Source organism: Litorivita pollutaquae, assembly GCF_003205515.1.
Lineage (GTDB): Bacteria > Pseudomonadota > Alphaproteobacteria > Rhodobacterales > Rhodobacteraceae > Litorivita > Litorivita pollutaquae.
On the sequence record NZ_KZ826481.1, the window covers coordinates 115,469 to 138,809 of the forward strand.

The following is a 23,341-nucleotide window of genomic DNA, read 5'->3' on the forward strand; positions in this document are numbered from 1 at the left end:
TTGCGCCTGCGCGACTATGGCTCAAGGCGGGCAGTCCGCGCGGTTTTTCCTTTTTGGTGACGTGGCGCGACCTTAGGCGGCGGCGGGCGCCATAAACGCGCACCGATCCGGGATCCGGCGGTGAGCATTCTCAACCCCGCCTCATTTTGATAAAACGCCACTGCGCCGCTGGCTGACAACATCTTTGGCGTCAGGATCAAACAAGGGCTTTGCGCCGTGAACAAGGTGCCCGCCGTCAGCGACATCAATAGCGCGGCGGGCTTGGGCGGTTGAGCCGCAGGTGACATTGGCGGCCGGGCTGCGGTGGGCACCGGCAACGCGCGCTCGGGGTTCCGGTTCATCACCACAATCTCGCCCGCCCCGCATCCGGTAAAACCGGTCACTTGCGCCTTACCGCGCAGATGACGAATGCGCAGCCCCGCGACCTGCAGCGCGCCGCCGAACTCTTGCCCTTGCCAACGTGCGGCGGCCGCTTGCTGATCCTGTACATCGCCGTCATTCTCAAGCCAGTTTTGTGCGGTAAATCCAGCCACTTGATCACGGCTGAGGGCGCGGCCCTGCGCCGTCATGACCCCGACCAATGCCCCGTCGCGGGCAATCAACACCGCCGGACGCGCCGCCATGTTCCAGATCGCCAAGGCAACCAGCATCGGCACAATTCCCATAACACGCGCCCGCCCCTGCCAGAGCACGACGAACAGCCCGCCAAGCGCCAGCAACGGTAAGACTGCGGCAGGGGGCGCGGCGATCTGCCCAACCGCGCCGTCCAATCCGGCCACCCAATGCGCCACCATGAGGATCCAGCGCAGGCCAAGCCCCATGACCCAAAGCGCAGGGGCCTCCAACCCGAAGGGCATCAACGCCGCCGCCGCCACAGCAGCCGGCATCACCACGGCCCCCATCAACGGCACAGAAACCAAATTCGCCAGCAAACCGAAATACGAGACCTGGTTGAAATGCGCCGCAGAAAATGGCGCGGTCGCCAGTCCGGCCACGGCAGAAGAGATGAACACCGCCACCGGCACCGAGACCCATCGCGGCACAGCCCCTGCCCTGCCACGCAGGGCAGCAAAAACCGCAACCAGGGCAGTCGTCGCGGCAAATGACATTTGAAACCCCGGTTCGGTCAATCCTTCGGGGCGCAGTATTAGGATCACCAGAGCCGCCAAAGCCACCGCGCGCAACGACAGCGCACGGCGCTCGACCATCACCGCAACCAAAGCCACGGCAACCATGACAAAGGCGCGATCGGTCGCAATATTTCCCCCCGATAAGGCCAAATACCCCGCCGCCCCGGTTAATGCGATCACCGCCGCGCATTTTTTCACCGGCAGACGCAGCGCCAGCCATGGCACGAGACAAAGCCCCAATCGCGCCGCCCCCAAGAGCACCCCCGCCAAAAGCCCCATATGCAGACCGGAAATCGCCAAGAGATGCGCCAGATTGGAGCGCCGCAGATCGGTCAGGGTTGGTTCGGGCATGGCGGCACGGTCACCGGTCATAATTGCGGCTGCAAATCCGCCCGCCTCTCCGGGCAGCCGCGCCCGCACCCGCGCGGAGATCGCCAGACGCAGTGCCGTCACATTTTGCCACCCCTCAGACGGTGCCAATAAAACCACGGGGTTGCGGGTATACCCCACTGCGCCCAAGCTGCGAAACCACGCGTGGCGCCGGAAATCGAATCCCTCTGGCTCGGTCGGCCCGGGAGCGGCAGAAAGATGACCGGTCGTTAAAATCGTCTGGCCGACCTTTGGCGCGAATTGCGGCGCTGGACCGTGCAACGTCACGCGAATCCGCGCCGGCGTGCGATCCGGTGGCAGATTACGCAACACTGCCTGCCCGAGCGTCAGGCGCATGGCGCCGCTACTGGATCTGTCGATGTCAGAGATTTTCCCTTCAATCGGGCCGTAGTACCGCCAATCCATCACCGGTGATGCCACTACATGCGCGCGTAGGCCTGCGGAGCAAAACCCCGCCGCACCCAATGCCATCGCCATGCAAAGCACGCCGACCGCCGCGCCTTGACCGCTGCGCGCGTTGTGCCGGTATTGGACGGTCGCCCCCAAAGCACCTACAGCCACCGCCGACAGCGCCAGCAAATAGTGCCCGACCGCCGGTTCGCGCGCAAAGAGGAAATACCCGCCGATCCCGAGCGCAAAACAGACCGGAACCCAGCCGAACAGTGCCCCGCGTTGGCGGGCAATGGCCTCGTCTATGATCCCGGCAAAACGCAGCCGCTTTCTCCCCTTTGGCCAACGGCGCGCGGGCACGCGGGGCGCTTGTTCTCCTCGCAGCGGGCCGATAGATATGCGGCAAAGCTATTGCTCCTTAGATTACCGAAAGGTTAACCTCCTGTGTCCACATCCGATGCCCCTCTCGCTCACGCCCCCGTTGTCACCCGCTTTGCGCCTTCTCCGACAGGGTATTTGCATATTGGTGGCGCCCGTACCGCGTTGTTCAACTGGCTTTATGCGCGCGGGCGTGGTGGTAAGTTCCTGCTCAGGATTGAAGACACCGACCGCGCCCGATCGACACCCGAAGCCACGGATGCGATTTTGCAAGGTCTGGCGTGGCTCGGGCTTGACCATGACGGCGAGGTGATCAGCCAGTTTGACCGCGCCGACCGGCACCGCGCCGTGGCCTTGGAATTACTCGACAAAGGCTCGGCATATAAATGTTTCTCCACTCAAGAAGAGATCGAAACCTTTCGCGAAGCGGCGCGGGACGAGGGGAAATCCACCCTATTCCAGAGCCCGTGGCGCGATGCCGATGCCGCAACCCATCCCGATGCCCCCTATGTGATCCGGCTCAAGACCGAAACAAGCGGCACAACTGTGATCCGCGACGAGGTCCAAGGCGATGTCACGATCCGAAATGACCAGTTGGATGACATGGTGTTGTTACGTTCTGATGGCAGCCCTGTGTATATGTTGGCGGTGGTGGTCGATGATTATGATATGGGCGTGACACATGTGATCCGGGGCGATGACCATCTCAACAATGCGGCGCGGCAAATGGGGATTTACAAGGCCATGGGATGGGATCTGCCGACCTATGCGCATATTCCGTTGATCCACGGACCGGACGGTAAAAAATTGAGCAAGCGCCACGGCGCGCTCGGTGCACATGAATATCAGGCGATGGGGTATCCCGCCGCGGGTATGCGCAATTATCTGGCCCGCCTCGGGTGGAGCCACGGCGATGATGAATTCTTCACTGATGCGCAGGCCCTCGCATGGTTCGATCTTGATGGGATTGGCAAATCTCCGGCGCGTCTGGACTTCAAAAAGCTGGAAAATATCTGTGGGCAACAGATCGCGGCGGCGGATGATGCTGCACTGCTGCATGAGCTTGAAGCGTTTTTGCACGCAACAGGGGCCCCTTCTTTGAGCACCGCAAAAAAACAGCTCTGGCTTGCGGGGATGTACTGCCTCAAGGCACGGGCCAAGACATTCCCGGAACTGATTGATAAGGCCGCATTTATAATGGCAGATCGGCCCATTCAGCCCGAAGAGAAAGCCGCGAAAAACCTCGATTCAGTATCCCGTGGTATACTGAGAGAATTGACGCCGCATCTGCAAAATGTTAGCTGGTCCCGTGACGATCTTGAAGCGGCGCTGAACGGGTTTTGCGAAGCCCGCGAGATCAAGTTTGGTAAGCTTGCCGGCCCGATGCGGGCCGCGCTTGCCGGACGGGCCGCAACACCAAGTGTGTTCGATATGATGCTGGTTCTGGAACGCGAGGAAAGCCTTGCCCGTCTGGACGATGCAGCCAGAATGGCGTCCGAGAAAGAGCAGGGTTAACCTCCTCTATAGGCGCCATGACTTACGAACCTGATTGCGGTCCGCGCGTCAGGTCTTACAGGAAGGGAATAATAATGGCAGAATCGACGAAATCAGCAACGCTGACTATTGATGGGAAAAGCTACGAGCTTCCGATCTTCTCCCCCACTGCGGGCCCCGATGTCATTGACATCCGCAAGCTCTACGCCGAGGCGGATGTGTTCACCTACGATCCCGGCTTCACTTCGACCGCGTCCTGTGACAGCACCATCACCTTTATCGATGGCGGCAAAGGCGAATTGTTGCACCGTGGCTATCCGATCGACCAATTGGCCGAAAAATCCCACTACCTCGAAGTCTGCTACCTGCTGCTCTACGGCGAATTGCCCACGGCAGCCCAATTGGAAGATTTCGAATCGCGCGTGACCCATCACACGATGGTGCATGAGCAAATGCATAAATTCTATTCCGGCTTCCGCCGCGATGCGCATCCGATGGCCATCATGGTCGGCGTTGTTGGCGCGATGTCCGCGTTTTATCACGACAGCACCGATATTTCCGACCCATGGCAGCGCGAAGTTGCCTCGATCCGCATGATCGCCAAAATGCCGACGATTGCCGCCATGGCGTTCAAATATACCATCGGTCAACCCTTCGTATATCCGCGCAATGATCTGGATTACGCCTCCAATTTCCTGCGCATGTGCTTTGCGGTTCCGGCGCAAGAATATGAGGTGAACCCGATCCTCAGCCGCGCGATGGACCGTATCTTTACGCTGCATGCCGATCACGAACAAAACGCCTCGACCTCGACCGTGCGTTTGGCATCGTCCTCGGGCGCAAACCCCTTTGCCTCGATCGCAGCCGGCATTGCATGTCTTTGGGGACCGGCGCATGGCGGCGCGAACCAGGCTTGCCTCGAAATGCTGCAAGAAATCGGCACCGTGGATCGCATTCCCGAATTCATCGCCCGCGCCAAAGACAAAGACGACCCCTTCCGTTTGATGGGATTTGGTCACCGCGTTTACAAAAACTTCGACCCGCGTGCGACCGTGATGAAGCAATCGGCCGATGAGGTGCTTGACCTTTTGGGCGTTGAGGACAACCCGATTTTGCAGGTCGCCAAAGAGCTTGAGAAACAGGCCCTGAACGATCCCTACTTCGCGGATAAGAAATTGTTCCCGAATGTCGATTTCTATTCCGGCATCATTCTCGAGGCCATGGGTTTCCCAACCTCGATGTTCACCCCGATTTTTGCGCTGTCGCGCACCGTGGGTTGGATTTCGCAGTGGAAAGAAATGATCTCGGATCCGACAATGAAAATCGGTCGTCCGCGCCAGCTTTACACAGGCGAAACCCAACGCAATTACGTCGAGGTTGAAGACCGCTAAACGCGCTGATGCGTTTGCCTCCCGCGAATCATGCGCGCCCAAGCCACCGGTTTGGGCGCGCTTTTTGTTGGGCGGTTGAAAGATAGGCGAAATCGCCCGTCGCATCCTCACCCATCACCGCAGCCTTTATCCGATTGTCGCCTTTCTGCGGACAATACCGGCGATTACCTATGATTGCCTCGCACTTATAGCCCTCCTTCCAATCTTCGCTTTGTGGTCTCCCCCCGCGCCATTATATTAACAAAATATTAACACATTTTTCTTTTTGGGGGTTCTTATGCTTGCTCTGCTTTATCTTGGTCCGTGGGTGATTACTGCGGGTCTTCTTGCCGCGTTCGGCGTGTTTGATGACGATGATGACACCGCAGACTCCGACCCCGAAGAGGACACCATCGTCGGCACCGACGGCGATGACGAACTGACCGGATCAGAGGTCAATGACGAGGTGATCGCCAAAAGCGGCAACGATGAGATCTGGACCTTTGCTGGCGACGATACCGTCTATGCCGAAGAGGGTAACGACACGATCATCGGCGGCGAGGGCGACGATTCCCTGCGCGGCGGTGACGGGGCGGACTTCATTTATGATGTGGAGGGTGCCGATACGATTGTTGCCGGTGCGGGCGAGGATACGGTCTATTCCGCCGCCATGGCCGACGGGTTCACCGAAGAGGAAACCGACAGCTATCTTGCCGATGACAGCGCCACCTTTGACGCGCTGATCGGCGCGCATTTCACCGGCGCGGATTTTGCACGGGATCCGGATTCGAACGACGGTGACGTGATCAAATTGGGCCGCGGGGATGATGCGGTCGTGGCCGGTGCAAATGACACGGTGACCGGTGGCGCAGGCGCAGATGCCTTCGGCATCTTCATGCCCGATGACGCGGTCGAGGACGGATATGTCACTGTCACCGATTACGACAAGGATGAGGATATTCTCGTGGTTTGGGGCGATGCCAGCGACGTGACCTTGGCCGAGGGCGACGATGGCGGCACCGAAGTGCGCGTCGACGGCGCTTTGGTGGCCTTCCTTGAAGGGGTGGATTTCACCACCCTCAGCGCCAGCGATATCGTCTTCGCCGGTTTTGACGCGCGTCCGTAAATCCCCCTGCATGACATATGGGGCGGGCGCTGTGATGGAATATCGCCCTGCCCGCTTTTTCGCCCCTTGTGGCTCAGCGCTGCCCAATGACGCGGGCGCGCGCGGCGGCGGTGAGCTGGCCGCGCCACGGGCGATAAATCTTGCCCCTTGGATTTTGGTGGGCACAACTACGCTGCATCAGACCGGCCAGCGGCGCGCGCTTTTGCCCCGCTGTCCCCCATGGCGGTGTCATCGCAGCCCTTGGCATCGGTTGTGCCTCATGAGCACCGCCCAGACCCAATGCACAAACATGGGGCTTAAAAGCCCCTTCCTTTAAGCTAGACCGCCGCCCGATTTCAGGCGGCGCTCTTGGCATGGCATCACTCGGGGAAGGACGCGCTTAACGGCCCTGATATTTCGCGGGGCGCTTTTCAAAAAAGGCAACAACGCCTTCTTTGAAATCATGCGTCATACTACAAGTGCCTTGCCGGCGGCCTTCGTCGGCCAATTGCGCGTCCAATGTGTTGTCCCATGTGCCGCGAATCGAAGCTTTGATATGCCCATAGGCGAGGGTCGGCCCCGCCGCCAGCGTTCTGGCACGTTTCATCCAATGCTCTTCGAAGGCCACGTCGTCCACGGCTTCCCAAATCATTCCCCAATCCGAGGCTTGCTGCGCGCTGATCGGTTCCGCGAACAAGGCCGCGCCCATGGCTTTGGGCATGCCCATCGACCGCGGCAACCAATAGGTGCCACCTGCATCAGGAATAAGGCCGATGCGGCTAAAGGCTTGGAGAAAATAGGCGCTTTGGGTTGCGATCACCACATCTGCCGAAAGCGCTAGGTTGGCCCCCGCCCCGGCCGCCACGCCATTGACCGCCGCAATCGTCGGAATCGGACAATCGGTGATCGCCTTGAGCATCGGCAAATATTCTTCGCGCAGGGTGCGTTCAAAATCAATCGAGGCGGCATCTCCGACGTCGGATAGATCCTGCCCCGAGCAAAACGCCGGTCCCGTTCCAGTGATCACCAAGGCCCGCGCCTCTTTGCCGCCCATCGTCACCGCAGCGGTAATCTCGGCGCGCATTTGCGACGTCATCGCATTCATCGTATCGGGGCGCGCAAAACGGATCACTGCAACCGCATCCGTCACATCATATTTAAGAGTCTCGAATTCCATGGCTATCCCTCGCGTAGTATGTTGCGGTCATCCAACAACATCCCCGCAGACAAGGAAAGCGCAACGAGGCGTCACTCGTCCATAATCTCGCGCAACCGCGCATCCTCTTCCGCGCTCAATCCGGCGGTTTCGCTCTCTGGCGCCCGGGCCCGCGCGCGCAGATAAAAACCACCCATGCCCAAGGCCAGCAAAAGCATCAGGGGACCGGCTTGCCACAAAAGCCAATTGCTGCCCGTGGCGGTCGGGTTGAGCAGCACATATTCGCCGTAGCGCCCGACGATGAAATCCACCGCTTCGGCGTTGCTGTCCCCCGCCACCAACCGTTCGCGCACCAAAAGACGCAGATCACGGGCCAATTCGGCGTTGCTGTCGTCGATGCTTTCATTGCGGCAGACAAGGCACCGAAGCCCCTTGGAAATCTCGCGGGCACGGGCCTCCAAGGCGGGATCGGACAGGATTTCATCAGGCTGCACCGCTTGCGCCACCGGCGCCATCGCCAAAAGCGGCAGCGCCGCAAGCAACATTATGCGTATGAAACGGATCATTCGGCAGGCACCCCCGTGGCCGTGGCCCTGCGCGCCCCTGCGGCGACACGGAATCGCCTGTCGCTCAGGCTGAGCGCCCCGCCAAAGGCCATCAAGATGGCACCGCCCCAAATCCAATTGGCCAAGGGTTTGTAATAGCTGCGCACGGCCCAGCCACCGCCCTCTTGCGGATCGCCGATCACCACATAGATGTCGCGTAAAAATCCCCCGTCAATCGCCGCCTCTGTGGTGGGCATTTTCGCCACCGGATAGATGCGTTTTTCGGGGTGCAGCGTGGAAATCACCCGGCCGTTTTTGGACAGGGTGAAATCCCCCATGGTCGAGCGATAGTTCGGCCCCTGCACGCTTTCGACACCATTGAGCACCAGATCATAGCCCGCAATTGAAAAAGGTTCTCCGGTTTGTACAACACGGATGTCTTCGGCTTCCCATGCAGTCAATCCGGCGATGCCGGTGATCACAATGCCAAGCCCCGCATGCGCCACTGCCTTGCCCCAATCGGCACGCGGCAGGCGCAGCATCCGGCGCAAACGCTCAGCAAATCCGCCCCGCCCCGTGCGCGACAAAAGATCGACGGCCGCACCAGAGACCAGCCAGGCGCCAAGGAACAATCCCACCGGCCCCACAGCCGAGCGACCTGTCTGCAACGCAAAGGCCAATGCGCCCACCGCCAGAGCCAAAACAAACGCCCCCCGCAAGCTACGCAAGGCTTTGCCGATCCGCGCCCGTTTCCAAGGCAACATCGCCCCGATAGGCAAAATCAATCCCAACACCACCATGAAAGGCGTGAAGGACGTGTTGAAAAACGGCGCCCCTACCGACAGTTTGCGGTCAAACATCAACTCAGAAACCAAGGGCCAAATCGTGCCAACAAAGACCACAAAGGCCGCCACGCCGAGCAAGATATTGTTGAGCAATAGCGCGCTTTCGCGGCTGACCATGGCAAAGACACCTTTGGCCTCCATCGTGCCGGCACGGGCGGCAAATAAGGTCAGTGCCCCGCCCATGAATCCCGCAAGGATCAACAACAAGAACACACCGCGTTCGGGATCCGAGGCAAAGGCATGCACCGAAGTGATCACGCCCGAGCGCGTGATAAAGGCCCCGATCAGCGAGAAGCCAAAGGCAATGATCGCCAATAAGATCGTCCAGCTTTTCAGGCTTTCACGTTTCTCGACAACGATGGCCGAATGCAGCAGTGCAGCCGCGATAAGCCATGGCATGAATGAGGCGTTTTCTACCGGATCCCAAAACCAGAACCCGCCCCAGCCCAATTCATAATAGGCCCACCAAGAACCAAGCCCGATCCCGATGGTCAGGAAAATCCAGGCCGCCAAGGTCCACGGCCGCACCCAACGCCCCCATGCCGCATCCACGCGCCCTTCGATCAAGGCGGCGACGGCAAAGGAAAACGTCATCGAAAGCCCGACATAGCCAAGGTAGAGAAACGGCGGATGGAAGGCGAGGCCGGGATCTTGCAGCAGCGGGTTGAGATCCTGACCGTCAAAGGGCGGCGTGACCAGCCGCAGGAACGGATTTGATGTGAATAAAGAAAAGGCAAAGAATGCAGCGGCAATGAGGCTTTGCACGGCGAGAACCCGCGCGCGCAAGGTCGGCGGCAGATTGCCGCCAAACACCGCCGCCGCCGCACCAAAGGCCGTCACAATCAACACCCACAACAACATTGAACCTTCATGGTTGCCCCAAACACCGCTGAATTTATAGAGCAGCGGTTTGGCCGAATGCGAATTGAGGACCACCAAGCGCAGGCTGAAATCGGAGGTCACAAAGGCATGGGTCAGTGCGGCGAACGCGGCCAGTGTTAAAAGGAACTGCGCGATCGCGGCAGGTTCGGACATCGCCATCCAACCTTGCCACCGTTTATGCGCGCCAATCAGCGGAACGATCGCGCCAAAGAGCGCGGTGAGAAATGCGAGGATAAGGGCGAAGTGGCCAAGTTCTGTAATCATGGCCCGCTTATACGCCGCCGCAGCCCCCCGCGCCAATCACATTCGCAACGCGGGGCGGATCACATTGTCGCGGGTGCGGGGGGCCTGCCGGCCACGGGAGAGGGCCGGTCGCGCAAGGCTATGGCCGCTATGGACCTGCAAGATCCTTCTGCCACGCGTCCAATGCGGCGTTCTCGTCTGTTGTAATCACCGCCATTGAGACCGTTGCATCAGCGCCGGTGTCACCCGCGCCCGGACGGATCTCTGACATTTGTCCGAGGGTGGAGAGGTTCTCCATCACAACTGGTGCCATAGCCGTTGTTGCGGCGATTGAGCGTTGGAACTGCTGCCCTTTTACCTGATATCGAGCCCCGAAATAAAACGACACGATGGCACCCAACAGCCACCAAAGTGGCTCCGGCACCAAAGCGACCCCCTGCATCCGGCTGGCGAACCAGATCGGATCAACCATAGCAGAGACAAACAGCCCCAGAGTGCCAAGCGCCAACATCGGGCGCGGCAAGCGGTTAAGCGCATCCATCAACCGGTCAAACCGGCTTGCGCCCGCACCGGAAAATTCCGCGCCGAACTGTCGCAAGACAGTCCCTTGTAACTCGGCCTCGCGCCGTGCGGCGGCCTCGCGGTTCTCGACGAAGACACCGGCGGTTTCACGAATGACATTACGCCCCCCGCCGAACAGCCCCTCAAACATACGTCCAATCAACCCCATGATGCCACGCGCTCCTGAAATTCTGCAGGTGAAAGATGATAGCGCGGGGCGATGAAGTCTTCGGCGCGGCGAATCCACCCGCCTTTACCCCCTGCCCGCGTGATCACATATTTGCGGCTTGCGGCGCGGTGGTCGGCAAGGCGGAAATAATAATTGCGCCGCGCAATCCCATAAGCATCGGCCAGATGCTGCGGTGCTTGAGCCTGCGCGATTTTGGCCGCACGGATCGTTTGAGGGCCGATCACCCCGTCGACCGAAACCTGCTGCCCCATTTGCCGCAAGAGCTGTTGCAGGATTCGCACCGCATTACTGCCGGCGTTGACATACATGTCGAATACGCTGGCCTGAATCGACACAGGCAGGGCATCGATGCGCGGACGGTGGAAATAATGATCTACGAAAATCTGCTCGGCGCGGGCGCGGGTCATCGCCCGCACATCGGCCACCGAAACCACACCATCACCGGTTAAATCCAATCCCAGCCGCCGCATCGTGTGGATCGTCACGCCATATTTGGTCGCGCCGCCCGGGTCATCGGGATCGTTCACAAAGCCGCCTTCACGGGCGACAATTTCTTTTGCAATCTGCGCGACAGTCTGCTCGACAGGGGCCATCTTGCGTGCCTTTCGTGTCAGGGAAATTCCTGATCGAAGGCTCGGACAAAATGGTTAACGCCGCCCCATCAGGGCGCGCGCGCAGAGGTGTGGCACCGGCGGCTTAACTGTTCAGCTGCCGTTCGGTTCTTGGTAGACGCCTTGATCTTTCAACGCATCCACGACCTCTTTGGGCATGTAATCCTCATCATGTTTAGCAAGGATTTCAGTGGCTTCAAAGATTCCATTGATGTAGTTTCCGGTGCCGATCATGCCTTGGTTCTCGGCAAAAAGATCGGGCAGCACCCCGCGAAACGTGACGGGGATCGACGCGCCGCCATCGGTCACATTGAACCGGATCACCTCGCCTTGGCCCCGCTCCAAGGTGCCCTCTTCGACAAGTCCGCCGATGCGAAAAACCTCACGCGGTTGCGGCGGCTCGGCGATCACTTCACTGGGGGAGCGAAAGAAATTTATACCGTCTCTCATCGCATAGCCGATAAGCCCCGTGGCCAAGAGCAAAGCCAGAGTGGTGATGATCAAGACCTGCCCGCGGCGTTTTTTCTTGAGACCCTTCATGGTGTTCTCCTAAATCTCCGGCTCGGCTCACGGATAGACCGGCGCGAGCATCAGCCCTGCCGTTTCGTCCTCGCCGAGCATCAGATTGGCATTTTGCATGGCTTGGCCCGAGGAGCCTTTGCACAGATTGTCGAGCGTACCGACGACAATCGCGCGCCCCGGCCGGCGGTCCGCCACAACCCCGATATAGCACAGATTCGTCGCCCGCACGTCCTTCATCGCAGGCACCTGTCCGAGCGGCAAAACATGGATGAACGGCTCGTCCGCATAGGCGGCGACCAAAGCATCCTGCACCGCCTGCGCATCGCCTTTGACATAGCCGGTGGCGAGGATGCCGCGGCTGGCGGGGATTAAATGCGGGGTGAATTGCACCTCGACGGGGCGGCCCGCAATCAGGGAAAACTCCTGATCAAATTCGCCCAAATGCCGATGGGTGCCGCCAACCGAATAGGCGGTGGCGTTTTCAGTCATTTCGGCGGTAAGCAGCAATTCCTTGGCCGAGCGTCCGGCGCCCGATGCCCCGACTTTGAGATCCAAGATGATTTCGTCGAGATCAATCACACCAGCACCGATCAAGGGCCGCAAGATGAATTGCCCGGTGGCAGCATTGCATCCCGTGCCCGCCACCAAACGCGCGGATTTGATGTCCTCGCGGTAAAACTCGGTCAGGCCATAAACCGCCTCTTGTTGCATTTCAGGCGCCGCATGATCATTGCCATACCACTTTTTATACGCCGCCGGATCGCGCAACCGGAAGTCCGCCGAAAGATCGACGATCTTCAAGGTCTCGGGCAATGTGCGGATCACCTCTTGCGAGGTTTTATGCGGCAAGGCGCAAAAACACAGGTCAATCGCAGAGAAATCAATCTCCTCGATCGTCACCAGATCCGGCAGGTTCAAATGACGCAGATGCGGGTAGACATCCGACATTTTCATCCCTGCTTTGGAATTGGCGGCCAACGCGGCCACCTCCATTGTCGGATGCGTGGCGATCAACCGGACCAATTCGGCGCCGGTATAACCGGACGCGCCCAGAATGGCGATTTTATGGGTCATGGTGACCTCTTTCTCAAAGGGCCGCAGGGCGCAATGCCGCGTTGCGGGAAGTATTTCACAAGATCAAGCGGTTTGAAATTCGACTTTTCGTCGCAATATCTGCGTGGCTTGGCTCGACACTTTGCGTGGATCACCTGTGGTCAGGAATAGGTTGTCCTGCCCCGCGCCGATCATCTTGGGGTGCCGATCAAGATAATCCGCAAGGCTTTCGGCAACAAGATCAGCCTGTGAATAAACCGTCACCTCGGGACCGAGCGCCTCTTGGAAGGCGTCTTGCATCAACGGATAATGCGTGCAGCCAAGGATCGCGGCTTGCGGGTTCGGCAATTTGCGTTTGAGCGCATCAACGTGGCTGCGCACCAAGGCTTCGGCGAGAATGATATCGCCGTCCTCGATTGCATCCACCAAACCGCCGCAGGCCTGTCCTTCGACATCGACGCCAATGGCACGAAACGCCAATTCGCGTTGAAACGCGCGGCTCGCAACCGTGGCCGGGGTGGCAAACAACGCTACATTGCCCACGGCGACCTCGCGGGGCGGGGAATTGTCGCCCCATTTGCGTTCGGTCAGGGCCTCGATCAGCGGCACAAACACGCCAAGCACCCGTTTGTCAGAGGGCACCCAGCTTTCCTGCATCCGGCGCAGGGCGGCGGCGCTGGCGGTGTTGCAGGCAAGGATCACCAGATCACACCCCGCATCCCACATCCGTTCCACCGCAGCCGTCGTCAGGTTGAAAATATCATCGGGCGTGCGCACACCATAGGGGGCATGAGCACTGTCGCCGAAATAAACAAACGGCACATCGGGCAACCGTTTGGCCGCCGCATCCAGAACGGTCAAACCGCCCAAACCACTGTCAAAAACGCCTACGGCCATTGCTGCCCCGCCTGTTCCAAACCCGCTCTGCCGAGGGTTTCGGCGCGCGGTGTTTCGCTTCGAATTCATGGCCATAGTCAAAATTGGCATATGGCTCTGGCGACAGCTCATACGTCGATCTGCGCAAGAAATCCATCATTGCTTTGCCGTTGGCACGCCGCGCCACCAATTCCTTGCGCGGCAGAGGTTTTCCGATCACTACGCGCAGCGGTCCATCGACACGGGTGCGAAATTCACGGATCAAAAGCCCCATACGCAAGGACGGATGCAGATGGCTGGCAATCTGAAAAAGGCGCGAGGTATGACCGTCAAAGTAAACCGGCACCACGGCGGCGTCGGATTTTGCGATCATCTTGGCGGTAAAACTGCGCCACAGCGGATCCATCGGCACCCCAAAAGGGCGCGCGGCGGTCGACACGGTGCCACCGGGAAAGACGCCGATCGCACCGCCCTGCCCCAAATACCGCAGGGCTTCGGCCCGAGTGGAGATATTTTGCGCCAAAGCCGCGCGATTGTCGTCAAAACGGATCGGCAAGATGACGCGGTCGAGATCGCGCGCCTTGCGAAACACCGCATTGGCCAGGATACGGAAATCACCACGCCGTGTGGCCAACAAATGCCCCAACATCAACCCGTCGAGGATGCCATAAGGATGGTTTGAAACGGTGATCAAGGGACCGGTTTTCGGCAAGTTATCAAGGCTGCCGCCGATCACCTCGAGCGAGACACCGTAGCGCTCTTTCATTACCGTCCAAAAGCAGGCACCAGCCGCGACATCAATGTCATATCCCGCCGCGCGGCGAATCAATCCAAAGCGCCCTGAAGCCGCCTCCATCGCGCGAATGACGGCACGGCCACCGCGCGTTTCCGCGCTATGGGCGTAGGAGATATCACGGGCGACATGACGATTCATGGCGCGGTTCTAGGCTTTGGCGCGCCCCAAGGGAAGGAGGATTGCGCCTCCTCCCCGTGGGGCACACTCGCCCCTAGCGCCCTATTCGGCGGCTTTGGCCTGCTCCGATCCGCCACTGCGGATCGCCGCCAACAATTCCTCACGGCGCTTGGCGGCTTTGGCTTCATTGGCCTGTTTGACCGGACCGAAGCCCCGAATTTGCAAAGGCAGTTCTGCCAAGGCCACGGCGGGCTCCTTGATCCGGGGGTTGTAGGTGTCGAACAAGGCCCTCATATCGGCCTCATATTGCGCAATCAAAGCCCGCTCCATTTTGCGCTCTTGCGTGCGCCCGAACGGATCCAAAGCCGTGCCGCGCAGGCGTTTCATATGCGCCAGAATCCACAAAGGACGCCGCATCCATGCACCGAAGCTGCGCTTTTGCGGACGCCCGTCAGTGCCCTCTTTGGCAAGAACCGGCGGGGCAAGATGGTAGGTCATTTTGAACGCCCCCTCAAACTCTGCCTCGGCCTTTTTGCGGGTATCGATCAACAGCCGTGCAACCTCGTATTCATCCTTATAGGACAAGAGCTTATGATAGCCCAATGCCACCGCTTCACGCAGATCATCAGGCGCCGCTTCAACGAATTTCTTATACCGTTTGGCCAATCCGCGTCCCTGATAGTCAATCAAATGTTTGCGGCGATATTCGATCCGCTCATCCAAGGTTTTCGGAAGCGCCACAACGGTCGGCTGCATCACTTTTTCGGCGGCTTGCGGATGCACCACGGCCCAGCGGCCCACTTCAAACGCCCGCAGGTTTTGATCCACCGCCGCACCATTGAGGGTGATCGCTTCGGCAATCGAGGATTTATCAAGAGGGATCAAACCCTTCTGCCATGCCGCGCCGAAAATGATCATGTTGGAAAAGATGCTATCGCCCAATGTGGCGCGGGCCAGTTCAGAGGCATCAAACAATGTCACCCGGTCTTTCATCCGCGCCGTCAGCGCCAATTCCAATTGCTCGGCGGGCAACTTGAACTCTGTATCGCGGGTGAAATCGCCGGTGATGATCTGGTGATTATTGACCACCGCACCGGTGCGCCCCATCGCCGTAAGGCCAAGGGTTTTGCTGCCTGCCGACACGACCAGATCGCCGCCGATCAGCGCATCACATTCGCCCGTGGCGACGCGAATGGCGCTGATATCGGCGGGGGTATTGGCGATACGGCAATGGATATGCACCGCGCCGCCTTTCTGCGCGAGGCCCGCCATTTCCATCATGCCGGCGCCTTTGCCCGCGATCTGTGCCGCTTGGGCCAGAACCGCGCCGATGGTAACGACGCCGGTGCCGCCGACGCCGGTGATCACAACGTTATGGGTGCCGTGGATTTCGGGCAATGTCGGTTCGGGCAGAACCGGCAGGTCCAAAGGTTTGGCCGCGCCTTTGCCTTGTCCGCCTTTGCGCGGCGTGGCCCCTTCTAAGGTGACAAAACTGGGGCAGAAGCCTTTGACGCAAGAGAAATCTTTGTTGCAGGAGCTTTGATCAATCGCGCGCTTGCGGCCCAATTCGGTTTCCTTGGGCACGATCGAGACACAGTTCGATTGCACCCCGCAATCGCCGCACCCCTCACAGACATCGGTATTGATAAACACCCGTTTGTCCGGATCAGGGAAGGTGCCGCGACGGCGGCGGCGGCGTTTTTCGGCGGCGCAGGTTTGCACATAAACAATGACCGAAACACCTTCGCATTCGCGCATCTTGCGTTGCACATCGTCAAGATCGGCGCGCTCATGGCGGGTGACGTCGCGCGGGAAACGGTCAAGGTCGACGTCTTCCTTTTCATCATAGACCAGCGCGACATTTTGCACCCCCATCGCCACCAGTTCATGGGCAATGCGATCGGCAGTCAACCCGCCCTCATTCGCTTGTCCGCCGGTCATGGCAACGGCATCGTTGAACAAGATTTTATAGGTGATGTTGGTGCCCGCAGCCAAAGCCGCGCGGATCGCCTGCACACCGGAATGGTTATAGGTGCCGTCGCCCATGTTTTGGAACACATGTTTGGTGTTGGAAAACGGGGCTTCGCCGATCCAATTGGCCCCTTCGGCGCCCATATGGGTGTTGCCCATGGTGTCGCGCTCCATCCATTGCACCATATAATGGCACCCGATGCCCGCATAGGCGCGGCTGCCGTCGGGGACTTTGGTCGATGTATTATGCGGACAGCCCGAACAGAAATACGGCAAACGCGCCGCCAGCTCGGGGGCGTTATCGGCGCGCTTGGCCTCGGCGATTTTGACAAGCCCGGCTTTGACGCTATCGGTCTCGCGGCCCTCTTCGATAAAGATTTCTCCAAGCTTTTCGGCAATCAGGATCGGCCCGATTGCGCCCTGCACCGGAAACAGCACCTCGTCCTGCCGCTCGCCCTTGCGCCAGCCGTAAACACGGCGGCCACGACGGTCGTCGAAAATCGCCTCTTTCACCTGCACTTCGATGAGCTTGCGTTTCTCTTCAACCACGATGATCAAATCGAGCCCCTCGGCCCAATCATGAAAACCGCGCATGTTCAGGGGCCACACCTGACCGATCTTGTAGGTGGTGATGCCAAGGCGTTCGGCCTCTGCCTCGTCGATGCCCAACATGGACAGCGCATGCATCAAATCCAGCCAGTTCTTGCCCGCCGCGACAAGGCCGATTTTCGCGCCGGCTTTGCCCCAAACCCGTTTGTCAATTTTATTGGCGTGGGCAAAGGCTTCGGCGGCATGGCGTTTGTAATCAATCAGCCGTGCTTCTTGTTCGGTGGGCGTGTCAACGATGCGGATATTGACCCCGCCAGCAGGCATTGTGAAATCAGAGGGGGTGACGAGCTGCATGCGGTTCGGATCGCCGTCGACGACCGCAGTCGCCTCGACCGTGTCTTTCATGGTTTTCAGGCCAACCCACAGGCCGGAATACCGGCTCAGCGCCCAGCCGTAGATGCCGTAATCAAGAATTTCCTGCACGCCGGCGGGGCTGACGATCGGCATATAGGCGTCCATGAGCGCAAATTCGGATTGATGCAGCACCGTCGAGCTTTCGCCGGTGTGATCATCACCCATGGCCATCAACACGCCGCCAAGGGGGCTGGTGCCGGCCATATTGGCGTGACGCATGACGTCGCCGGACCGGTCCACGCCCGGCCCTTTGCCATACCAAAGGCCGAAAACCCCATCGAATTTACCATCCCCGCGAAGTTCGGCCTGCTGCGCGCCCCAGATCGCGGTGGCGGCAAGATCCTCGTTCAGTCCCTCTTCGAAGAGGATGTCGGCAGCGGCCAATTCTTTGCCCGCCCGTTGCATTTGCAAATCGACCGCGCCGAGCGGCGATCCGCGATAGCCGGTGACATATCCGGCGGTGTTATGCCCCGCCGCCCGGTCGCGCGCCTTTTGCATCAGCATCAGCCGCACCAAAGCCTGCGTGCCATTGAGCAGCACAGGGCTTTTCTCAAGATCGAATTTGTCCCTCAAAGATACTGTCTGCTTACCCATAGCGCGTCTCCCTTCGCTGGATTGGCTGATGTTGCGGTGCGCCCTCCTCCAGGGTGTGCACAGCATTTGTATATATCGATAGCGCCCGGTTTTCCGGCATCCGCCGTTGGTCGCGCTCATCAACTAGGTTATTGATGAAGTATAGTCCGATATTAGGTCACAACATTTGACCTAACAAGGGTATTTTTCACCTAATCCGTTGCAAACACTTCACAGCCACGATTAAAGCCCCATTAGAATGAAATTTCGTATATACGGTTACCCGTCGAACAAAGGTTGCGCGGATGGATTGGGATAAACTTAGAATATTTCACGCGGTTGCGGACGCCGGTAGCTTGACCCATGCGGGGGATCGGTTGCACTTGTCTCAATCGGCGGTCAGCCGTCAGGTGCGCGCCCTCGAAGAGCAGCTCAACGCGACGCTTTTCCATCGCCATGCGCGCGGACTGATTCTCACCGAACAGGGTGAATTGTTGTTTGATGCGACCCGCGCGATGATCAAACGGCTCGACACCGCCACGGCGCGGATTCGCGACAGCGAAGAAGAAGCCTTCGGAGAATTGCGCGTGACCACAACGACAGGGTTCGGCTCGCTGTGGCTGGTACCGCGACTGTCGGCGCTTTATAATAAATACCCCGAGCTCAAAATCGACCTGATGCTTGAAGAACGGGTGTTGAATTTGCCGATGCGCGAGGCCGATGTCGCGATCCGCATGAAAGAACCGTCACAGGCCGATTTGATCCGCAAACGACTTATGAGTGTACGCATGTGCCTCTTTGCCTCACGTACCTATCTTGCACGATGCAGCGTGCCCCCCTCGCTCGAAAATTTGGCCGAGCACCGGTTGATTTGCCAAAACCCTTCTTCGGCACAGGTCGGCGCAGGCGCAGCATTGGTGCAAGAGTTGATGGGCCATGATGTTCCCTCTGTGCTCACGGTAAATAACTATTTCGGGGTTATGCAAGGTGTTCTGAGCAATCTGGGCATCGGGGTCTTGCCCGATTATCTGGCACAGGATTTCCATGACCTCATCCGGATCATGCCAGAGGTCGAATCGAGCGAAGTTCCGGTTTTCCTCGCCTACCCCGAGGAGTTGCGCCATTCCAAACGCATTGCCGCGTTCCGTGACTTTGTTCAGGACGAGATCATAGCATATAGAAAACAACTTCGGGAACAATGAGTTAGCTAGGTTTCGCGGACCGCTATGCGCAGGACGCATAGCGGCCATCCAGCACCTGCGGCATTATGGTCCTTGAACGGCGCGCGCCATCTCCCTAAATCGAGCGGGACGGTGATGATTATCACCTTCAACCTCCCTGTTGGACTACGGCCGAGCTTATAGCTCGGCCTTTTTTTTGGCGAGTCCCCCGCCCCGCCGCGCCGCAATGCTCTACCCCCTTCCCCCTTTGGCTTTCATCCCTTAAAGAGACGCCAGAATTACCACGCGCGCGCGGGATATGCTGCGCCGACGCCTTAAGGGGACACCGCCAATGCAAGATCCGAGCATCACCGAAGACCTGATCGCATCCCATGGGCTAAGCCCCGATGAATATGCGCTGATCCTCGAGATCATTGGCCGCACGCCAAGCTTTACCGAATTGGGCATTTTCTCGGCGATGTGGAACGAGCATTGCTCTTATAAATCCTCGAAAAAATGGCTGCGCACCTTGCCCACCGAAGGCCCGCAAGTCATTTGCGGCCCCGGCGAAAACGCCGGCATCGTTGATATTGGTGATGGCCAATGCGTGGTGTTCAAAATGGAAAGCCACAATCACCCGTCATACATCGAACCCTACCAAGGCGCCGCCACCGGCGTGGGCGGGATTTTGCGCGACGTCTTCACCATGGGTGCCCGCCCGGTGGCGGCGATGAACTCGCTGAGCTTTGGCGAAACCTCGCATCCGAAAACCCGCCAATTGGTCAACGGTGTGGTCGAAGGCGTTGGCGGTTATGGCAACTGTTTCGGCGTGCCGACCGTCGGCGGCGAGGTTCGCTTTGATCCCGCCTATAACGGCAACTGCCTTGTGAACGCTTTTGCGGCGGGCATCGCCGATACGGACGCGATTTTCTACTCGGCGGCCTCGGGCATCGGCATGCCGGTGGTGTACCTTGGCGCGAAAACCGGGCGCGATGGCGTCGGCGGCGCGACGATGGCTTCGGCGGAATTCGATGATACCATCGAAGAAAAACGCCCCACCGTTCAAGTCGGCGACCCTTTCACCGAAAAACGCTTGATGGAAGCGACATTGGAGCTGATGCAAACCGGCGCGGTGATCTCGATTCAGGATATGGGCGCGGCGGGCTTGACCTGCTCTGCTGTGGAAATGGGCGACAAGGGCGATCTTGGCGTGCGTCTCGACCTTGAAAAAGTCCCATGCCGCGAAGAAAACATGACCGCTTACGAGATGATGCTGTCGGAGAGCCAGGAACGCATGTTGATGGTTCTGCGCCCCGAAAAAGAAGCCGTGGCCAAAGCAGTATTCGACAAATGGGATCTCGATTTTGCCATCGTTGGCGAAACCATCGCCGAAGACCGGTTCCTCATCATGCACAACGGCGAATGCAAAGCCGATCTGCCGCTCAAAGCCTTGTCCGGCAATGCGCCCGAATATGACCGGCCCTATAGCGCCCCCGCCGCGCCCGAGGCCTTGGCCGATGTGCCGCAAATCGACGCTATCGACGGGCTGCGCGGTTTGATTTCCTCGCCCAATTACGCGTCGAAAGAATGGGTTTATGCGCAATATGACACGATGGTCATGGCCGACACCGCCCGCACCCCCAGCATCGGCGCAGGCATGATCCGTGTGCATGGCACCGATAAACTTCTGGCCTTCACCTCGGATGTGACGCCGCGCTATGTCAAAGCCAACCCGTTCGAAGGCGGCAAACAGGCGGTGGCCGAAGCCTATCGCAACCTCTGTGCCGTTGGCGCGACGCCTTTGGCAACGACGGACAACCTGAACTTCGGCAACCCCGAAAAACCCGAAATCATGGGGCAATTTGTTTTTGCGATCAAAGGCATAGGCGAAGCCGTGGCGGCCTTGGACATGCCCATCGTATCGGGCAACGTCTCGCTTTATAATGAGACCGACGGATCGGGCATCCTGCCCACCCCGACCATTGGCGCGGTGGGCATTGTCGCCCACGCAGATGAGGCCATTTTGGGCGAGGCGCGCGACGGTCATGTGGCCTTGCTCGTCGGTGAAAGCGGCACACATTTGGGGCAATCTGCCTTGTTGGCCGAAGTGTTCAACCGCATCGACGGCGATGCGCCACATGTGGATCTGGACGCCGAAAAGCGCAACGGCACATTCATCCGCGCCAACCACGCGATGATCAAATCCTGCACCGATATCTCGGACGGCGGCCTTGCTTTGGCGGCTTTCGAGATGGCCGAAAAGGCCGGCGTTGGCGTGCATCTGAACAGCGACGACACGGCGGTTTTGTTCGGGGAGGACCAAGGACGTTACTTGATCGCCTGCAACTTCGACCAAGCCGAAGCCTTGATGCTCGCCGCCGGTCAGGCCGGTGTGCCGATTGAAACGGTGGGGAAATTCACCTCTGACAGCGTCAAATTCGGCGCTTCCGAGGCCCCGTTGGCCGAGTTGAGCACGCTGTTCCGCAGCGCGTTTAGCGACGCGGTCAACGGTTGAGGCCGCAGGGCGCGCGGATGCAACGCCCTGCGCACGCCCCTGCTGCGGATGATGACTTTCAGCCCGACTGCGCCCAATGCGCAGGGCTGTGCTGTATGGCGTTGTCCTTTGATGCGGGCGATGCCTTTGCCATCGACAAAGAGGCAGGCGTGCCCTGCCCGAACCTTGATATTGATCACCGCTGCACCATCCACAACACACTGACAAAAGACGGATTTTCGGGATGCGTCGCCTTTGATTGCCTTGGCGCGGGACAACGGGTTAGCCGCGATATCTTTGACGCGAAAAGCTGGCAGGACCATCCTGCCTTGCTGCGCCCGATGATCGACGCGCTGCGCCAAATGCGACAAGTGCAAAGCATGCGCCAATTGCTCACCAGCGCCGCAGCGCTACCGTTGAGCGCGCCCCAAGAGGCGATGCGCCAAAACCTGCTCTTTCGGATTGCTCCGGCCTTGACCGATGCCGCCGCACTTGGGGAAATCGAAACCGGCCCGCTGCCCGCCGCAGTTGGGGATTTTTTACAAACGCTGCGGCCAGCGGCGGCGGGGCTGCGTAAGTAGGCGCAGCGCGCTTTACATAGGCAAACCCCCTCTTGCGCCGGTCCGCCGCGCCGCCTACATCTTGGAAGACTGCAAAAGGAGACCGCCCATGGCCATTACCGCCGCCGAAATTGAAAGCCTCATCCGCGAGAGCTTTCCCGACGCCAAAATCAATGTGTTTGGCGACGACGGTCAACATTTCGCCGCCGAGGTCATAGACGAGAGCTTTCGCGGGAAGAACCGTGTGCAACAACAACGCGCAGTTTACGCCGCGCTCAAAGGTCGGATGGACGGCCCTGCGGGCGCGTTACACGCGTTGGCGCTGACCACCAAAGCACCGGAATAATGCAGGGGATTTTGTCCTTTTTAAACGACATCTGGCCGGTTCTATTTGCTTTGGCACTGGTCGGGATCATCACATATGGCGCGCTGATGCCTTATATCAGGGCCGAACGCCGCCGCCTCGAATCTATGGAGCAAGACAATGACAGACGCAAAAACCCAGATTAGCGAAACCGTGAAAGCCAATGATGTGGTGCTGTTCATGAAGGGCACCAAAGAGATGCCGCAATGCGGATTTTCCAGCCGCGTCGCAGGTGTTTTGAACTTCATGGGTGTGGAATTTTCCGATGTGAATGTTCTGGCCGATGAGGCGCTCCGTCAGGGTATCAAAGATTACTCCGACTGGCCCACCATCCCACAGCTTTATGTCAAAGGCGAATTCGTCGGCGGATGCGACATCATTACCGAAATGACCTTGTCCGGCGAATTGGACACATTGTTCGAAACCGAAGGCGTTGGATTTGATAAGGAAGCGGCGGATAAAATCCGCGAAGCCAACGGTTAATCCCGACGCGTTCACAATATAAAACGGGGCTGGCACTGTTGCCGGCCCCGTTTTTATTTGCATCCGCGTGACCGGTTATTCGCACTGGCGCGACGACCCCGTAGGTGCGGGCGGGCGCG

19 protein-coding genes are annotated in these 23,341 nt (G+C 59.1%); 8 read left to right on the forward strand and 11 right to left on the reverse strand.

Annotated features, from left to right (window positions below):
* Nucleotides 1–14 precede the first annotated feature (14 nt).
* Entirely contained in the window at nucleotides 15–2,270 is a 2,256-nt protein-coding gene (locus DI396_RS00535) for a ComEC/Rec2 family competence protein (RefSeq protein ID WP_110794225.1), read from the reverse strand.
* 84 nt (nucleotides 2,271–2,354) lie between these two features.
* Between DI396_RS00535 and gltX the strand changes: the two genes are divergently transcribed.
* From gltX to DI396_RS00550, 3 genes are all read left to right on the forward strand, one after another.
* Nucleotides 2,355–3,803, forward strand: coding sequence for a glutamate--tRNA ligase (gene gltX / locus DI396_RS00540; protein WP_110794226.1), 1,449 nt, complete (start codon nucleotides 2,355–2,357; stop codon nucleotides 3,801–3,803).
* Between the two features lie 74 nt (nucleotides 3,804–3,877).
* A complete protein-coding gene (gltA, locus tag DI396_RS00545) occupies nucleotides 3,878–5,173 on the forward strand; it encodes a citrate synthase (RefSeq protein WP_110794227.1) in 1,296 nt (431 codons plus the stop codon).
* A gap of 277 nt (nucleotides 5,174–5,450) precedes the next feature.
* The gene (locus DI396_RS00550) at nucleotides 5,451–6,278 is read left to right on the forward strand and encodes a calcium-binding protein (protein ID WP_110794228.1); all 828 of its coding nucleotides are present in this window, start codon (nucleotides 5,451–5,453) and stop codon (nucleotides 6,276–6,278) included.
* 379 nt (nucleotides 6,279–6,657) lie between these two features.
* Here DI396_RS00550 and DI396_RS00560 read toward each other — a convergent pair whose 3' ends face one another.
* From DI396_RS00560 to DI396_RS00605, 10 genes are all read right to left on the reverse strand, one after another.
* On the reverse strand, nucleotides 6,658–7,434 hold the full coding sequence (locus tag DI396_RS00560) for an enoyl-CoA hydratase-related protein (protein ID WP_110794230.1): 777 nt from the start codon (nucleotides 7,432–7,434) through the stop codon (nucleotides 6,658–6,660).
* Nucleotides 7,435–7,505: 71 nt separating this feature from the next.
* Nucleotides 7,506–7,979: a cytochrome c-type biogenesis protein gene (locus DI396_RS00565; protein ID WP_110794231.1), complete on the reverse strand. Its 474-nt coding sequence runs from the start codon at nucleotides 7,977–7,979 to the stop codon at nucleotides 7,506–7,508.
* Nucleotides 7,976–9,949, reverse strand: coding sequence for a heme lyase CcmF/NrfE family subunit (locus DI396_RS00570; RefSeq protein WP_110794232.1), 1,974 nt, complete (start codon nucleotides 9,947–9,949; stop codon nucleotides 7,976–7,978). Before DI396_RS00570 ends, DI396_RS00565 begins: the two co-directional genes overlap by 4 nt.
* 127 nt (nucleotides 9,950–10,076) lie before the next feature.
* Nucleotides 10,077–10,658: a holin family protein gene (locus tag DI396_RS00575; protein WP_110794233.1), complete on the reverse strand. Its 582-nt coding sequence runs from the start codon at nucleotides 10,656–10,658 to the stop codon at nucleotides 10,077–10,079.
* Nucleotides 10,649–11,272, reverse strand: a complete 624-nt coding sequence (locus tag DI396_RS00580) for a holin-associated N-acetylmuramidase (RefSeq protein WP_110794234.1) — start codon at nucleotides 11,270–11,272, stop codon at nucleotides 10,649–10,651. Before DI396_RS00580 ends, DI396_RS00575 begins: the two co-directional genes overlap by 10 nt.
* Nucleotides 11,273–11,383: 111 nt before the next feature.
* A complete protein-coding gene (gene ccmE, locus DI396_RS00585; RefSeq protein WP_110794235.1) occupies nucleotides 11,384–11,830 on the reverse strand; it encodes a cytochrome c maturation protein CcmE in 447 nt (148 codons plus the stop codon).
* Nucleotides 11,831–11,857: 27 nt separating this feature from the next.
* Complete coding sequence (argC, locus tag DI396_RS00590) at nucleotides 11,858–12,886, reverse strand: N-acetyl-gamma-glutamyl-phosphate reductase (protein ID WP_110794236.1); 1,029 nt, start codon at nucleotides 12,884–12,886, stop codon at nucleotides 11,858–11,860.
* A gap of 63 nt (nucleotides 12,887–12,949) precedes the next feature.
* The gene (locus tag DI396_RS00595) at nucleotides 12,950–13,762 is read right to left on the reverse strand and encodes a glutamate racemase (protein WP_110794237.1); all 813 of its coding nucleotides are present in this window, start codon (nucleotides 13,760–13,762) and stop codon (nucleotides 12,950–12,952) included.
* Nucleotides 13,743–14,675: a lysophospholipid acyltransferase family protein gene (locus tag DI396_RS00600; protein WP_110794238.1), complete on the reverse strand. Its 933-nt coding sequence runs from the start codon at nucleotides 14,673–14,675 to the stop codon at nucleotides 13,743–13,745. The genes DI396_RS00595 and DI396_RS00600 overlap by 20 nt, the downstream gene beginning before the upstream one ends.
* Before the next feature lie 81 nt (nucleotides 14,676–14,756).
* A complete protein-coding gene (locus DI396_RS00605) occupies nucleotides 14,757–18,182 on the reverse strand; it encodes an indolepyruvate ferredoxin oxidoreductase family protein (RefSeq protein WP_110794239.1) in 3,426 nt (1,141 codons plus the stop codon).
* A gap of 284 nt (nucleotides 18,183–18,466) precedes the next feature.
* Here DI396_RS00605 and DI396_RS00610 point away from each other — a divergent pair, with 284 nt between their 5' ends.
* The 5 genes from DI396_RS00610 (at nucleotide 18,467) to grxD (ending at nucleotide 23,222) form a co-directional block, all read left to right on the forward strand.
* Nucleotides 18,467–19,363 (forward strand): LysR family transcriptional regulator, encoded by an 897-nt coding sequence (locus DI396_RS00610; protein WP_110794240.1) that lies wholly within the window; start codon nucleotides 18,467–18,469, stop codon nucleotides 19,361–19,363.
* 310 nt (nucleotides 19,364–19,673) lie between these two features.
* A complete protein-coding gene (gene purL / locus DI396_RS00615; protein ID WP_110794241.1) occupies nucleotides 19,674–21,836 on the forward strand; it encodes a phosphoribosylformylglycinamidine synthase subunit PurL in 2,163 nt (720 codons plus the stop codon).
* A gap of 95 nt (nucleotides 21,837–21,931) precedes the next feature.
* Nucleotides 21,932–22,396: a hypothetical protein gene (locus DI396_RS00620; RefSeq protein WP_110794242.1), complete on the forward strand. Its 465-nt coding sequence runs from the start codon at nucleotides 21,932–21,934 to the stop codon at nucleotides 22,394–22,396.
* Nucleotides 22,397–22,484: 88 nt separating this feature from the next.
* Nucleotides 22,485–22,721 carry a BolA/IbaG family iron-sulfur metabolism protein gene (locus tag DI396_RS00625; protein WP_110794243.1) on the forward strand — a complete coding sequence of 79 codons (237 nt, stop codon included), beginning with the start codon at nucleotides 22,485–22,487 and terminating at the stop codon, nucleotides 22,719–22,721.
* Nucleotides 22,722–22,859: 138 nt separating this feature from the next.
* Nucleotides 22,860–23,222: a Grx4 family monothiol glutaredoxin gene (grxD, locus tag DI396_RS00630; RefSeq protein ID WP_110794244.1), complete on the forward strand. Its 363-nt coding sequence runs from the start codon at nucleotides 22,860–22,862 to the stop codon at nucleotides 23,220–23,222.
* The last annotated feature ends 119 nt before the right edge of the window (nucleotides 23,223–23,341 follow it).